The sequence below is a fragment of the Acinetobacter rathckeae genome (genome assembly GCF_015627125.1).
GTDB classification, from domain to species: Bacteria; Pseudomonadota; Gammaproteobacteria; order Pseudomonadales; family Moraxellaceae; genus Acinetobacter; species Acinetobacter rathckeae.
Map to the genome: position 1 here is coordinate 250016 of NZ_VTDO01000001.1, position 14296 is coordinate 264311.

At 38.8% G+C, this 14296-nt stretch carries 12 protein-coding genes, 1 tRNA gene and 1 other RNA gene; 10 read left to right on the forward strand and 4 right to left on the reverse strand.

Translation table 11 applies throughout. From position 1 onward, the window contains the following. Positions 1-29 precede the first annotated feature (29 nt). On the reverse strand, positions 30-1892 hold the full coding sequence (locus I2F31_RS01175) for a DNA primase (protein WP_195768138.1): 1863 nt from the start codon (positions 1890-1892) through the stop codon (positions 30-32). 100 nt (positions 1893-1992) lie between these two features. Further along, positions 1993-3048: an outer membrane protein assembly factor BamD gene (locus I2F31_RS01180; protein ID WP_195768137.1), complete on the reverse strand. Its 1056-nt coding sequence runs from the start codon at positions 3046-3048 to the stop codon at positions 1993-1995. Positions 3049-3121: 73 nt separating this feature from the next. On the opposite strand from I2F31_RS01180, the gene rluD reads away from it, so the two are divergent. The 4 genes from rluD (at position 3122) to I2F31_RS01200 (ending at position 9143) form a co-directional block, all read left to right on the forward strand. Continuing rightward, positions 3122-4174 carry a 23S rRNA pseudouridine(1911/1915/1917) synthase RluD gene (rluD, locus tag I2F31_RS01185; RefSeq protein ID WP_195768136.1) on the forward strand — a complete coding sequence of 351 codons (1053 nt, stop codon included), beginning with the start codon at positions 3122-3124 and terminating at the stop codon, positions 4172-4174. Between the two features lie 33 nt (positions 4175-4207). After that, positions 4208-4945, forward strand: coding sequence for a peptidoglycan editing factor PgeF (pgeF, locus tag I2F31_RS01190; protein WP_195768135.1), 738 nt, complete (start codon positions 4208-4210; stop codon positions 4943-4945). Between the two features lie 132 nt (positions 4946-5077). Next, on the forward strand, positions 5078-7702 hold the full coding sequence (locus I2F31_RS13280; protein WP_228285883.1) for an AAA family ATPase: 2625 nt from the start codon (positions 5078-5080) through the stop codon (positions 7700-7702). Between the two features lie 91 nt (positions 7703-7793). Beyond that, positions 7794-9143, forward strand: a complete 1350-nt coding sequence (locus I2F31_RS01200; protein WP_195773306.1) for an McrC family protein — start codon at positions 7794-7796, stop codon at positions 9141-9143. A 53-nt stretch (positions 9144-9196) separates the two neighbouring features. Here the strand turns inward: I2F31_RS01200 and smpB are convergent, their stop codons facing one another. Beyond that, positions 9197-9673 (reverse strand): SsrA-binding protein SmpB, encoded by a 477-nt coding sequence (gene smpB, locus I2F31_RS01205; protein ID WP_195768133.1) that lies wholly within the window; start codon positions 9671-9673, stop codon positions 9197-9199. Between the two features lie 153 nt (positions 9674-9826). On the opposite strand from smpB, the gene coaD reads away from it, so the two are divergent. The 4 genes from coaD (at position 9827) to I2F31_RS01225 (ending at position 11103) form a co-directional block, all read left to right on the forward strand. After that, positions 9827-10318 carry a pantetheine-phosphate adenylyltransferase gene (gene coaD / locus I2F31_RS01210; RefSeq protein ID WP_195768132.1) on the forward strand — a complete coding sequence of 164 codons (492 nt, stop codon included), beginning with the start codon at positions 9827-9829 and terminating at the stop codon, positions 10316-10318. A 1-nt stretch (position 10319) separates the two neighbouring features. Continuing rightward, complete coding sequence (locus I2F31_RS01215) at positions 10320-10589, forward strand: YfhL family 4Fe-4S dicluster ferredoxin (protein WP_195768131.1); 270 nt, start codon at positions 10320-10322, stop codon at positions 10587-10589. A 20-nt stretch (positions 10590-10609) separates the two neighbouring features. Further along, positions 10610-10967: RNase P RNA component class A (gene rnpB / locus I2F31_RS01220), an RNA gene on the forward strand. Positions 10968-11026: 59 nt separating this feature from the next. Beyond that, positions 11027-11103, forward strand: a tRNA-Met gene (locus tag I2F31_RS01225). A gap of 52 nt (positions 11104-11155) precedes the next feature. Here I2F31_RS01225 and I2F31_RS01230 read toward each other — a convergent pair. Beyond that, entirely contained in the window at positions 11156-11917 is a 762-nt protein-coding gene (locus tag I2F31_RS01230; protein ID WP_195768130.1) for a DeoR/GlpR family DNA-binding transcription regulator, read from the reverse strand. Between the two features lie 147 nt (positions 11918-12064). On the opposite strand from I2F31_RS01230, the gene I2F31_RS01235 reads away from it, so the two are divergent. Both I2F31_RS01235 and I2F31_RS01240 read left to right on the forward strand, forming a co-directional pair. After that, the gene (locus I2F31_RS01235) at positions 12065-13405 is read left to right on the forward strand and encodes an aspartate aminotransferase family protein (protein WP_195768129.1); all 1341 of its coding nucleotides are present in this window, start codon (positions 12065-12067) and stop codon (positions 13403-13405) included. A gap of 288 nt (positions 13406-13693) precedes the next feature. Beyond that, a complete protein-coding gene (locus tag I2F31_RS01240) occupies positions 13694-14287 on the forward strand; it encodes a LysE family translocator (RefSeq protein WP_195768128.1) in 594 nt (197 codons plus the stop codon). The last annotated feature ends 9 nt before the right edge of the window (positions 14288-14296 follow it).

The following is a 14296-nucleotide window of genomic DNA, read 5'->3' on the forward strand; positions in this document are numbered from 1 at the left end:
ATGTGATGGGCAGCTTAGGCTGCCCATTTTTATTGAATGAGTTTGAGGCTAATTTGTTTGGTCAGCTCATTGAGCTTTAAGCGTAAGTGCTGTGACTCTGCAAGTGAGTTCGGTCGTTTCATTTTCTGCTTTAAGTAGTCTTCTTGTAGGCTAAGCGAATATTCTTTAGCCAAGTTTAAAGCCTTTTCAGGTGATTCAATTAAATTAAAGATATTGGTTGTTTTTAAGATTGTCGTAACTTCATGTGATACCGCTGTGGTTGCTCCGAGTAAGTAGTATACAGCGGCATCTGGATCTTCAGGTAAGTGGTCAAACACCTTGTCTAGTGTGTTGAGTATATAACCGAGCAGGTCTTCTTGCGGTATATAGGCGCGTAGTTGCTCAAACTCTTTATATAAAAATGGCTGACTAATCAGTAGTGCAATGGCAAAGTCTTTATCTTTGGTCTGAATATTAAAAGACAGAGACGCATCGTTATTGTTATTTGGGGTAAAGCGTCGTCCTAAGCCTAACTTTTCTCGAAAAGCTTGAGCGAGTAGGTAACGATACGAGCCCTTGGGAGGTAGCATGTTGGTGAGGTTTTTAAGCTCTCCCATGACATGGCTTTTCCCCTCTGGGTGGGTAATATTTTCACCCTGTGTAAGTAGTACAAATAAGAAATCTGACAGTAATGGGGCAGTTTGCCACAGCGACTTAAAATGCTCTACACCTTCTCGTTGTATGAGTGAGTCTGGGTCATGGTCATTGGGTAGAATAAAGAATTTTAACTCTCTACCATCTTCTAAAAGTGGTAAAGCAATTTCTAGTGTTCTACGGGCGGCTTTTTGCCCTGCTTGGTCACCATCAAAGGCAATGGTTAATCGAGGGTTACGCTTAAATAAAATATTTAAATGTTCTGTGTTACTTGCTGTACCGAGTGTTGCTACGCCACCATGAATGCCTGCTTGACTCAGTGAAATAACATCCATATAGCCTTCGACCATAAGCCAGTCTTTGGCTTTGTTTTTTGAGCCTTCGTATAGGCCATACAGTAGTTGGTTCTTATGAAAAATCTCTGAGTCTGGCGAGTTGATATATTTAGGCTTGATGTCATTGTTGAGTGCTCGACCACCAAAACCGACAATACGGCCTTTGACATCTCGAATAGGAAAAATGACACGTTCACGCAGTAGGTTGAAATCTCGACCATTGTCACTGGTACGAATCAGCCCAACTTTTTTTAAGCCTTCAATGTCTGCTGCAAAGGCTTTGTCTAGGTGTTGCCAGTCTTCAGGTGCATAGCCCAAACGCCAATCATCTATCGTACTTTGGCTTAAACCACGTTGCTTAAAGTATTGCTGTGCTGTCGTGCTGTGTTTGAGTTGTTGTTGATAAAACTGTGCCACATTTTCGAGTAGGTCGTATAAGTTACCTTCTTCGACAATATCTGGTGCTATAAATGGCTCTGAGTGGTCAAAGTCGTATTGTTCTGAGAACATGGCAAACGGGTCATGCTCTGGCTGAAAAGTAACATGTTCTTCTGTGGGTTTGGTACTGTCTGGTACGACCTGTGCTGGTGTATTGGTTTTCTTATAGCTGAGTTTTTTCTGGTCTGTATTGTCTTTGGGGAGTTCTATGCCTGTTTGGTTGGATAAGTCTTTCATGACATCAATAAAGTTACGACTGTCGATGTCCATTAAAAAACGAATCGCATTACCATTGGCTTGGCAACCAAAGCAGTGATAGTACTGTTTGTCTTGATAAACGTGAAAAGAGGGGCTTTTTTCTTGGTGAAAAGGGCAACACCCTGAATACGTTCGCCCTGTTTTTTTGAGTTTCACACGTTGGCCAATCAACTCGACAAGGTCGACTCTGTCTAAAATATGGTCGATGGTCTGTTGTGGAATGGCCATGAATCATGTACTCAAAAGGTGGATGTGTGGTTACAGTGTAGCAAAAGTAAATAGAATAAAAAAAGGCGAGCATTGCCCGCCTTCATTTTATCTTACAATTTTATGAGTGGTCTTTGTCGAGCATACCAAATGACAAGCGGTTTAACCAACTGCGTGATTCTGCTGGTTTATCTTGTACTTTTGGTTGAGGTTGTACCGTTGGTGCTTCAACATGCGGACGGTCTAATAAACCAAAGCTGAGTTTATTGGTTAAGCTACGTGATTCAGTATTTTGCTGTGACTTGGTTTGCGTATTTTGCTCACCACGACCAAAAATACCAAGTGTGGCACGGTTGAAGAAACTGCCTTCATGGCGTGCTGCTTTTAAGTTTACAGTACCATTGGCTTGTACAAGGTTTGGATAGTTAAGCTTGAGCACATCAATATATTGTTGAGCAGTCGCTTTATCGCCAAGTGCTGTATAGCCGTAAGCAATTGTGGCTAATGCTTCTGGTACTTGTGGTGTTTCAGGGAAGTGTTCTACGACCCACTGACCACGTTCAATCGCTGCAACCCATGCTTGACGTTTAATATTAAAGCGGGCAGCTTCCATTTCGTGTTCAGCAATTTCTTGCCCAATAAACTTCATACGCTCAGCTGCATCAACTGCATATTGGCTTGAAGGGTAGCGTTGAATGAACTCTACGAAGTTTTGGTAAGCCACTTTTAAGTAACCGACATCACGGTGAGATTGTTTTAACGAGGTATAGCGAATAATACCGTCGTAGTTCTCTTCCATGTTAGCCACACCTTTTGCATAGTATGCATAGTCTAGGTTAGGGCTTTCAGGGTTTGAACGAATAAAACGATCTGCTGCAGTAATGACGGCAGGAAAATCTTTTTGTTGAAACTTGACATAAATCAGTTCAAGCTGAGTTTGTGCAATGCGTTGGCCTGTAGGATAGTAAGTATCAATCGATTGCAGATTTTTTGCCGCCTCGTTGTATTGACCTTTATCTAAAGCAGTTTGAGCAGCACTGAAGTAGGTTTCTTCGGTTGCTTTTGGTCCAAGATCGGCAGTTTCTTTTTTTGATGGATTACTGCTACAGCCCACAAATGTACAAGCAACGCCTAAAGAAAGCGCAAGCATCGTAACTTTATAACGTGGTAGCGACATAAAAATTCCTCAGTTAATACGGGCAATGAGCTACAATGGCACTATTAAACCATTAATTGTTCTAATGAGCCAAATGACTTTGACAAAATATTCTCATTCTAATCTGACAGAAACAGATTTTAACTTACTTGAAGAGACTGACGCAGCAGATAATCATACTTCTGCGACCACTGCAACACATTTATCGTTGCAGGTTCAGTTGGACGAACAGTATGCAGGTCTACGTGTAGACCAAGTTGCAGCAACCATTTGGGCAGACTTCTCACGAGAGAAGCTGAAACAATGGATGAATGATGGTTATCTGTTACTGAATGGCAACAAAGTAAAGCCTAAAACCCGCTGTGAAGGTACAGAAAAATTAACCTTAGAGGTTGATTTAGAGCCACAAACCTATTGTCAGCCTGAAAATATTCCTTTAAATATTATTTATGAAGATGATGATATTTTAGTGATTGATAAGCCTGTAGGTATGGTGGTTCACCCAGGTGCAGGTAATCCAACAGGCACGTTGGTTAATGCAATTTTGCATCATGTGCCTAAGTCTGTGGAGTTATCTCGTGCAGGGCTTGTACACCGTATTGATAAAGATACTTCAGGTCTGTTGGTGGTTGCAAAAACGCTTGAAGCACAATTTTCATTGTCACAACAGCTGGCTAAAAAGACAGTGTATCGTGTCTATGATCTGATCGTGTATGGCAATGTCATTGCAGGTGGTACGATTGATGAACCCATTAAACGCCACCCTGTAGACCGTATTAAAATGACTGTGTTGCCCGGTGGGCGTGATGCAGTGACGCATTATAATGTGAAAGAGCGTTTTCAACATTTTACACGTGTACAAGCACAGTTAGAAACGGGACGTACGCACCAAATTCGTGTTCACTTTAGCTACATTGGTTTTGGACTGCTCGGTGACCCTGTGTATATGAATCGTGTGCGTGTGCCAGCAGGTGCATCTGAGCGTTTAGCAGAGACTTTGCGAGGTTTTCGCCGTCAAGCACTGCATGCGGCTAAATTGGGTCTAATTCACCCAAGAACACGAGAAGAAATGTTGTTTGAAGCACCGTGGGCGGATGACTTTAAAACACTTGTTGATGTTTTACGCGAAGAAAATAAAGCCTATTAATGGTTGTTGTTGAATAATATAGAGGATTGCCGAATGCATTTTGTCACAGGATTACCGAAAGGGGTATATGTTGGACAGACGAATGTTATGCATTCGGCAACTCTAGCAACAGATCAACCAAGTTTAAATGGTTTTAATCTAGCATTACATGTGGGCGATGATCCACAGCGTGTACATACGCACCGTATGACATTGCTCAATGAGTTAAAACACTATGGTGTATATAAACTCAGTTGGTTGGCGCAAACGCATAGTACAATTTGTCATCGTATTGAAAATGAAGTGTATTTTTCACCTTTGAATGGTGATGGTTTAGTTACTCAGCAAAAAGGCCATGCACTGATGATGATGACGGCCGATTGTTTGCCGATTGTATTGGGCGATGAGCTTGGCTCTGAAGTGGCCACTTTACATGCAGGTTGGCGTGGTCTAGCCAGTGGTATGATTGAGCAAACCATTACGAGTATGCATACCAAGCCAAGTTGGGCTTGGTTGGGTGCATGTATTAGCCAACCGTGTTTTGAAGTAGGGGCAGAAGTTAAAGCCACTTTTTGTGAACGCTATGCTGTAGAGTTTGCATTTCAAGCGTCTGATAAAGCAGGTAAGTATTTGGCCGATTTATATGCGATTGCTCGATTTATTTTGGCACAATATGGTGTGCTGCATGTTTCGGGTGGTGATGCATGTACTTATAGTCAGTCTAAAGATTACTTTTCTTACCGCCGTGATGCCAAGACAGGGCGTATGGCAACGTTTGCTTTTTTGGGCTAAAAATAAAGACATACATATGTAAGTATTTGAAATAATTGGAATAGATCAGATCGAAGTTGCATTTTAACTATGATATCTTATTTATAACGTCGATAATATTTATATCAAGCCATTAACAGATGAATAATACTTATGATAAATACGCAAGATTTTGAAAGGTTTAAAGCAAGTTTTGATGGGAAATATACACGTTTAGAGCGTGATGCTGAAAGTAATTGGAATATGCTTTTTAAAATAAAAAAAGCTTTTCCATATCTAGATATTTATACATCGCTTTTTTCTAAAGATAGCCAAAGCAGTATTAGGTATATTCGAGTAGGTATAAAAAAGCTCACAGATCAACAAGCCACGCAGTTTTTTTTCGATACTTATAATGATACTGATGAAAATTTTATTAAAGTAAATATTTCTAAACAACGTCTTTTAGGTTACCTGAGCCAAGATACAGTCGATATTGACCATTTATTTACATTTAATGGTGATGGCGATGTATTTCTGGATGAAAAAAATATAGATGTATGTTTAGGTTACTTAAAGCCTATTATTGAAGCCGATTGCATCAAGGCTAGTATTGATCTAAATACAGAGGGTCACCTAACTAATGAGTATATGGCTCATTTATTAGAACTAGACAGTGATTTAAAGAACCAGTTTAATATAGATCGTATTCAACTTTTTCTAAAACACTTAGATTATGCTCAAGTAGAGTCTTTTTATCAGGTTATACAAAGTATACGTACGGTATTCCCTAAAATTGATATTTATCATGCAGGTAGTGGTAAATATGGTTATTTAGGCTTTGGTCGAAAAAAAACAATAACGAGTAGAGTGCAAGATTTTTTATTGGTTAGTCATTTAGGAAATCATGAAAATAATAAGTTAACGTTTAAATTAGGAGTGATCTCTGCTCTAGCTGAATATATTGGTCATTATGATGCCAATTTTTCTCTGACGCTTATACCGAGTGTTGTTACGGGACAGGAAGTTACTGATTGGCTATCTAAATTAAAACAATATGCCTTGCAGTATGAAATGAATTTAGAGGGCAGTGGTAGATATCCAATAGATTATTTGGACTCTCCTTTACAGGCTTATGACGATATTGCAGGTTTAGAAACATACATGACAAATACAACACCATTAAATCAAATTTTATTTGGCCCTGCAGGAACAGGAAAAACCTATCATACAGTCAATCATGCTGTAGAGATTGTTGACCCTGAATTTTACAGGTTAAACCAAGATAATCGTGTTGCATTAAAGCAAGCATTTGATGGCTATGTAGACAATGGTCAGATCAAATTTGTTACATTTCACCAAAGTTTTAGTTATGAGGACTTTATTGAAGGAATTCGTGCATCAACAAAAGATGGTCAAATTCACTATGAAGTCGAGTCAGGCGTATTTAAACGGCTTTGTCAAACAGCAAGTGAAAATCATGATTGTAGAGCAGTTGAACATTTATCCTCTTTAGGCTCGTCTATTTCAAGGGATGAAAAAATAGATCAAGCGATTGATGAGTTGATTGAAAAATCACAGATTGAAGAGGTTAAGCTGAACAGCAAAACTGGAGTGGCTATTTTTATTAATGGTGATGGAAATGATCAATTAGAAGTGAGAAATTCACAGGGTAATACAAAAATTATTACAAAAAATGCCATAAAAAACTATGTCAATAATCCATCTGATCATATGACTTATCAAGATACGTATACATGGACGATTGCAAAATATATACGTGATGCAATTGATGATGGTCATGCAGTTTCATTGAGTGATGAGTCTGATTTGGATAAAAAAATAGATCGGGTGATTGATGCTTTTGTCAAAAAAGCACAAGAACAAGAGATTGAGCTTAAGACGAAGACAGGTAAATCATTTGGTGTACGTGCTAATTTAAAAGGCAACTTAGAGGCATTGACATCAAGGGAAACATCTGTACCTTTATCAAAGAAATATATCAAAGATTATTTAAAATCATTAAATATTGAAACAATTAATGATGGAACAAGCTATCAGTGGGCAATAGCACAGTTTTTACGCCCAGATGTATATGGCATTCACATACAACAGCCAGAGAAAAAGATTGTACTACCATCACGCTATGTCATGATCATTGATGAGATTAACCGTGGAAATATCTCTCGAATTTTTGGTGAGTTAATTACTTTAATTGATGAATCAAAACGTTCAGGACAAGATAATACAGAAGCACTCAGTACAATTTTACCTTATTCAAAAGAGCCTTTGAGTGTGCCAAATAACTTATATATTTTAGGTACAATGAATAGCTCAGATCATTCATTAACAGGCTTAGATTTAGCATTACGCCGTCGCTTTAACTTTATAGAAATGAAACCTGACTTGACCCCTTTGGAGGGTGTCTATGTTGAGGGTATAAATATTAAAACGTTGTTAGAGCGATTAAATCAGCGCATAGAAATTTTACTCGATTTACAGCACTGTATTGGTCAGGCATATTTTATGCCGTTGGAAGAAAAACCATATATGTCTGTATTAGGAGAAATATTCCTACAAAAAATTCTTCCTCTATTGCAGGAGTATTTCTTTGATGATTGGCAAAAAATTGTAGTCGTTTTAAATCATAATCAAATGGTAGAAAAAAAATATGATGCTGATCAAGTCTCAAAATTATTCCGTCATCGTGATATAGATGTCGCACGTGAGGTATGGCAAATTAATAAAGATGCCTTGGGGCAAGCAAACCAATATATTGAGATATACCAAGATATGTAATGTTTGTAAAAATTTGATAAAGATTTTGCGAAAGTAATCAGTCTTTTCTACTTTCATTTTCTATTTGATGTGCTAAAGCAGTATTTATAGTATGAAAAGTATTACCGTTCGCGAGTATGCTCGCTTGATTGCTGTTGATCAGCCAACAGCATCTAATAACACGATAGATAAAGCAGAAATATCAAAAGATGTTTTTGAATATTTGTACCAATTAAATAATTCACTGTCTATGCAGGGCCAGTCATTTTTACAGCTGGGAAAAACACCGACAGAGCTTTGTATTCAGAATTTTGTAGGTGTTATTCAAACACAGTGTGGTACAGAAATTGAAATTTTACCTAAACACGAAAATTGTGTTACTCGTGCAGAAGATGCTCGAAAAATTTTAATTCGTATGCTGACGCAGGTACTTAAATTACCACAAAGAGATGTGGGTACAGCGTCTATTAGTACATTTAAAGTCTCTTTGAGTGACTGGATCTTTGAGCAATTCTTATTTGAAATAAATCAATTGTATCGGATTGGTCTACGCTCAGATTACCTACGTATTGAAGAGGAACAGTATTTTTTAAAAGGTCAACTTAATACTGTAGTGCAAATGAGAAAGCCACTTTCTAAACAGCATGAGTTTAGTATTCGGCATGATATTTTTTCTTTAAATCGTTCCGAAAACCGATTGATTCGACGTTGCATTGATTTAATTTGTAAACAAGCTCAACAGCCTCATGTTTGGCAAGATGCTCATAGATTTCATTTACTATTTAAAGAGATTCCACCTTCAGCCAATGTTATACAAGATTTTAAACACTGGAGAGAGGATCGACTTGCATCGCATTACAAAAAAATAAAATACTGGTGTCAGCTGATTTTAGGTGAGCAAGTTCCGTTTGCTGTAAAAGGTGGTCAATACGGAAAAAGTTTATTATTTCCTATGGAAAAGTTGTTTGAAAAATATGTGGAAATACAAATTTATCAGCATAAAGAGCCTACAGCGATACTTAGCTCACAGCTTAAAACATACTCTTTAGCGCATTACACACATAATGATGTGAAACATCAAATTTTTAAGTTAAAACCTGATCTTGCCTTGACGTATTCTTTTGATAGTCAAGCTACGCAGCATTGTCTTATTCTAGATGCGAAGTGGAAACTGATTGATGAAGAGAAAGGTGGGAGTTTTGATTTAGCGCAGAGTGATTTTTATCAGATGTTTGCATATAATCATATGTATCAAGGGCATCAGTCAGATATTGTTTTGATTTACCCAAAACATTTAAATTTCAATAAAGCTCTCAAACCATTTCACTATAATATGCATGAATCTTTTAGCAAGATGGTATGTCCTAAAGTATGGGTGATTCCTTTTGATTTAGAAAAAGGCATGCTTTTACTAGACTGTGATACTACGCTAACTGGGCTTAAATACCTTATAAATAGTTAAAGTAAATATTGGCTTTATATTAAAAAGGACTGATATATCAGCCCTTTTTAATCTTACTTATGAAACAAACGTGCTTTGTCTCGTTGCCAATCTCGGTCTTTTTCGCTGTTACGCTTATCGTGTAATTGCTTACCTTTTACGAGGGCAATTTCAAGTTTGACTAAATGACCCTTCCAGTAGCAGGCAAGTGGTACACAAGAGTAGCCTTTTTGATTGACTGCACCCATCAATAATTCAATTTGACGGCGAGAAAGTAATAGCTTGCGAGTACGAGTCGTTTCTGGCACAACATGGGTAGATGCTGAAAGCAGTTGCTGAATTTGAGCACCAAATAAAAACGCTTCATTATTTCTAAAGATGATGTAGCTTTCAACCAAGCTCATACGACCTGCACGTAAGGATTTGACTTCCCAACCCTGTAAAGCAAGACCTGCTTCAAATTTTTCTTCAATAAAATAATCATGACGGGCACGTTTGTTCTGTGCAATCGTGCCGCCATTATTTTTTTTAACTACGTTTACTTTCGCCATAATTTATTCATTCCAAATCTGCACCTATTGTGCCGTAAAGTTTAGGTGAGGTGAAGTCTTTGCGTGTGCGATGTGGTAAAAATGGTGCCGATTTTATAAAAAACAAGTTTTTGCTAGAATAAGCCAATACAAAATGACAATGAGCAGGCAAATATGTCCAAAACACGTCTTATTTACCCAGGCACATTTGATCCGATGACCAATGGGCATATTGATTTAGTGGTCAGAGCATCTAAAATGTTTGATGAGGTGGTGATCGCTATTGCTGCTGGGCATCATAAAAAGCCAATTTTTTCGTTAGATGAGCGTGTTGAATTGGCAAAACAATGTTTACCGCATTTACCACAGGTTGAGTTTGTAACATTCGATGGCCTGTTGGTCAATTTTGTGAAAGAGCAACATGCAACAGCAGTATTACGTGGACTACGTGCAATTTCAGACTTTGAGTATGAGTTTCAGTTGGCCAATATGAACAGAACGCTTGACCCACATTTTGAAACAGTATTTTTAACGCCGTCAGAGCAATATTCATTTATTTCATCTACTATGGTACGAGAGATTGCCCGTTTACATGGAGATGTCTCTAAGTTTGTACCGCAAGCGGTTGTCGATGCTTTTCAACGTAAACATCAACAGGGTTGGTAACGTGTCACTTTATATTACAGATGAATGTATTAACTGCGATGTGTGTGAGCCAGTATGTCCGAATGAAGCAATTTATTTGGGCGAGTTGATCTATGAAATTGATCCCGATTTATGCACAGAGTGTATCGGACATTATGATCAGCCTCAATGCCAGCTATTTTGTCCTGTTGATTGCATTCCTAAAGACCCAAACCATGAAGAAACGCATGATCAACTGCATGCGAAGTACGAAAAAATAATTGCTGAAAAAAACACGAGCAATTCAGCATAAGATTTGTTAGGATATGCGCCGAAGTGAGCTGGACGGTCGCTGCTATGGAGGTCTTCGTGACTGAAATAGGGGAGGAAAGTCCGGGCTTCATCGGGTAAGGTGCCAGGTAACGCCTGGGCGGCGTGAGCCGACGGCAAGTGCAGCAGAGAGAAGACCGCCACTGCAAAGTGGTAAGGGTGAAAGGGTGCGGTAAGAGCGCACCGCATGGCTGGTAACAGTTCATGGCAAGGTAAACCCCACCTGAAGCAAGACCAAATAGGAGTCCACATAGGTATGACCCATACTGGACTCGGGTAGGTCGCTTGAGCATATGAGTGATTGTATGCCTAGAGGAATGATCGTTTTTTACAGAACCCGGCTTACAGGCTCACTTCAAATGATTCAAAAAAAATATTGACAGATTATGGTTTATTGCATAATATGCGCAAACCGTTTTCGGCTATGTAGCTCAGTTGGTTAGAGCACAGCACTCATAATGCTGGGGTCACAGGTTCGAGTCCCGTCATAGCCACCATTTTATAGACCATGCACCCTTTGCATGGTCTTTTTTTGTCTAAAATTTGGCTTTAAGCCCAAATCACATGTTTGAATTGGCGTTCTATTTCTGCAGTGAGTTGAAATTCTTTATTTTGATTGCTAATAAGCAAGTCTATATCAGATGTTTTGGCATACTGAATACGGCTGACTTGGTTGAGTTTTCGTTCATCTGCCAAAATAAAGGTCTGTCGACTATTTTGAATCATGGCCTTAGCAATATTTGCCTCAGCAGGTTGGTAGCTTGTTGCTCCAGCATGTGGGTCAATACCTGCAGGTGAGAGTAGTGCAATATCTGCATGGTAGCGTTGAATTTCACTGATGGTTTGTTCGCCTTGTGTTTGTGGCTGGGTTGTTATTTCACCACCAAGTAGAATTAACTCGTGCTTTGAGCCTTCGCCTGCATTTAAGTTTAAGGCCACTTGTAGTCCGTTGGTAATAATGGTCAGGCCTGAAAGTGTTCGTAACTCTTCGGCTAAAATTGCGGTGGTACTGCCAGCATCTATAAAAATAGTTTGACCTGCACTGAGTTGTTGTACTGCAACTTTGGCAATTGCTCTTTTTTCTTTAATCATTTGACCGTGACGTACATTGAGCGGTGCTTCCGCAACAGCTTGAGTACAGATAATACCACCGTGCACACGTTTGGCATGACCTGTATGTTCTAGCGTAATCATGTCGCGTCGAGCAGTTTCTCTAGAAATAGCAAGCTCTTGCATAATACGTTCAGTGCTGAGCTGTTGTACTTGTAATAGTAGTGTGTGTATGCGGTGTAAGCGTTCTTGTTGCAGCATTCTAAATATCCCTCAATCTCTATGCATAAGCATAGTTTGGTTTGCGCATTTTATCGAGTGATTTGTGTATAAAAAAGTATTTGTGTATTTTATTGTATTTGTGCTTTAATCAAATGAACATAAAACGCATGTGTTGAGGGGAATATTATGGTGACAAAATCTACAATCATGGACACCAACAGCTTTAGAGCAGAACATGCTGCACAACTAGATCAAGACACACGTCGTTTAACTGACAAGCGTAGTGAAGTCTTGGGTGAGTCATACCGTTTGTTTTACCGAAACCCTGTGCATTTAGTCAAAGGGCAAGGGCAGTACTTATGGGATGCTTCAGGGCAAAAGTATTTAGATGTTTACAATAATGTCGCGAGTATTGGGCATTGCCACCCTGCTGTGGTGGCAGCTGTGCATGAGCAAATGCAAAGTTTAAATACACACACCCGCTACTTGCATGAAAATATTTTAAATTATACCGACGAGCTATTAAAAACACTGCCTTCTGAAGTTAATCGTGCCATGTACATGTGTACAGGCTCTGAAGCGAATGATTTAGCCATACGTGTTGCCCGTGAGTACACTGGTGGAACAGGTATTATTGTGTCGCAAGAGGCATACCATGGCACAAGTGAGCTGACCTCAGGTTGTTCACCTGCTTTAGGTTCAGGCCAACCGTTGGCAAGCACGACTCGACTTGTGCCTGCACCAGACGCTTATCGTTTAGGTGGTGAAGATGTCGGTGATTGGTTTGCTACTCAAATACAACAGCAAATTGATGATATGCAAGCCAATGGTATTCAGTTTGCCGGATTTTTAGCAGATTCTATTTTTTCATCTGATGGTGTGATGCCAAACCCTGTGGGCTTTTTGAAAAAAGCAGTTGATGTTGTACATAAAAATGGTGGTATTTTTATTGCAGATGAAGTGCAGCCTGGTTTTGCACGAACTGGTGATGCATTTTGGGGCTTTGCTCGCCATGGTGTTGTGCCTGATATTGTGACTACAGGTAAACCGATGGGAAATGGTATTCCTGTATCGGGCTTGTTGGCAAAGCATGATGTATTAGCAGCTTTTAGTGACCAAATTCCTTACTTTAATACTTTTGGTGGTAACCCTGTATCTATGGCGGCAGCACAAGCGGTATTAAAAGTGATTCAAGAAGAAGAGTTACAGTTACATAGCCAAAAAGTTGGAGCTGCACTAAAACATGAACTAACTCAATTGATGCACAAACATGAATGTATTGGTGATGTGCGTGGTGCAGGGTTATTTATTGGCTTTGAGTTGGTCAAAGACCGAGAGAGCAAAGCACCAAACCAAGCACTTGCCCTCGATGTGATTGAAGAGTTGAGAAATACACACCGTGTTTTAACGTCGGTAGCAGGGCCTCATGGCAATGTATTAAAACTGCGTCCACCATTGGCATTTCAGTACCAAGATATAGACTGGTTGGTTGGTGCATTGGATCAAACATTAACAAAGTTAAAGTGATGGTCTTGGCGTTGTTTAGATACTTGCAAAGTTTCTCTATTTGAACTTATTTTCACTGCAATGTTTGATTTTTAGTGTGTTTTTTGTACTTTGTTTTAGGTGTGAAGTAATATTTTTAAAGATTTTTAACGTTGTATTTTGTTTTGTTTAAAATGTTGTTTTTAAATCATATTTTTTTTGATTTGCTGGTTTGTGTGAGTTTGTATATATATTTGCTTACATTTGTTTACTCGACAAACATTGGGCTCTCGGTGATTAATAAGCCTATTCTTAATATAGTAGGTGATGATGATGACATGGTTATTTATTGGTTTAGTAATCACCATTTTATTAACACCTGGCCCAACCAATACACTGTTGGCATCTGCAGGTATTCATAGCGGTTTTAGAAAATCGGTACAGCTTGTTCCTGCTGAAGCGATTGGCTATTTTTTATCTATTTCTATTTGGGGCATGATCATTGAGTCAGTATCAAGCAGTGTACCTTGGTTACCTGCAATATTAAAACTCATGAGTGCAAGCTATATTTTTTACCTAGCTGTTAAGCTATGGAGAACATCAAATGTTGCAACTGACTTAAATCAGCCTGCAATTACAGCCAAAGCACTTTTTGCTGCAACCTTGTTAAACCCGAAAGGTTTACTTTTTGCTTCTGCAATTTTCCCACATGAAGCGTGGAGTAGCTTATCTGCATATGCATTACATATTTCGGTATTTCTGTCTTTAATTGTACCAATTGCATGTTTTTGGATTTCTATTGGTTCTGTACTCGTGTCTAACCGTGTATCTTGGTTAAACCAGTGTAATTTACAGCGTACGGCATCTATTGTATTAATGAGCTTTTCATTACCACTGAGCTATTCTGCAATCACATCAATCTAAGCGTTTCTA

Bases quoted from the DNA above. Each gene is read 5' to 3' on its own strand.
- I2F31_RS01175 (WP_195768138.1), bottom strand. From the start codon at position 1,892: ATGGCCATTCCACAACAGACCATCGACCATATTTTAGACAGAGTCGAC.
- I2F31_RS01180 (WP_195768137.1), bottom strand. From the start codon at position 3,048: ATGTCGCTACCACGTTATAAAGTTACGATGCTTGCGCTTTCTTTAGGC.
- rluD (WP_195768136.1), top strand. From the start codon at position 3,122: ATGACTTTGACAAAATATTCTCATTCTAATCTGACAGAAACAGATTTT.
- pgeF (WP_195768135.1), top strand. From the start codon at position 4,208: ATGCATTTTGTCACAGGATTACCGAAAGGGGTATATGTTGGACAGACG.
- I2F31_RS13280 (WP_228285883.1), top strand. From the start codon at position 5,078: ATGATAAATACGCAAGATTTTGAAAGGTTTAAAGCAAGTTTTGATGGG.
- I2F31_RS01200 (WP_195773306.1), top strand. From the start codon at position 7,794: ATGAAAAGTATTACCGTTCGCGAGTATGCTCGCTTGATTGCTGTTGAT.
- smpB (WP_195768133.1), bottom strand. From the start codon at position 9,673: ATGGCGAAAGTAAACGTAGTTAAAAAAAATAATGGCGGCACGATTGCA.
- coaD (WP_195768132.1), top strand. From the start codon at position 9,827: ATGTCCAAAACACGTCTTATTTACCCAGGCACATTTGATCCGATGACC.
- I2F31_RS01230 (WP_195768130.1), bottom strand. From the start codon at position 11,917: ATGCTGCAACAAGAACGCTTACACCGCATACACACACTACTATTACAA.
- I2F31_RS01235 (WP_195768129.1), top strand. From the start codon at position 12,065: ATGGTGACAAAATCTACAATCATGGACACCAACAGCTTTAGAGCAGAA.
- I2F31_RS01240 (WP_195768128.1), top strand. From the start codon at position 13,694: ATGATGACATGGTTATTTATTGGTTTAGTAATCACCATTTTATTAACA.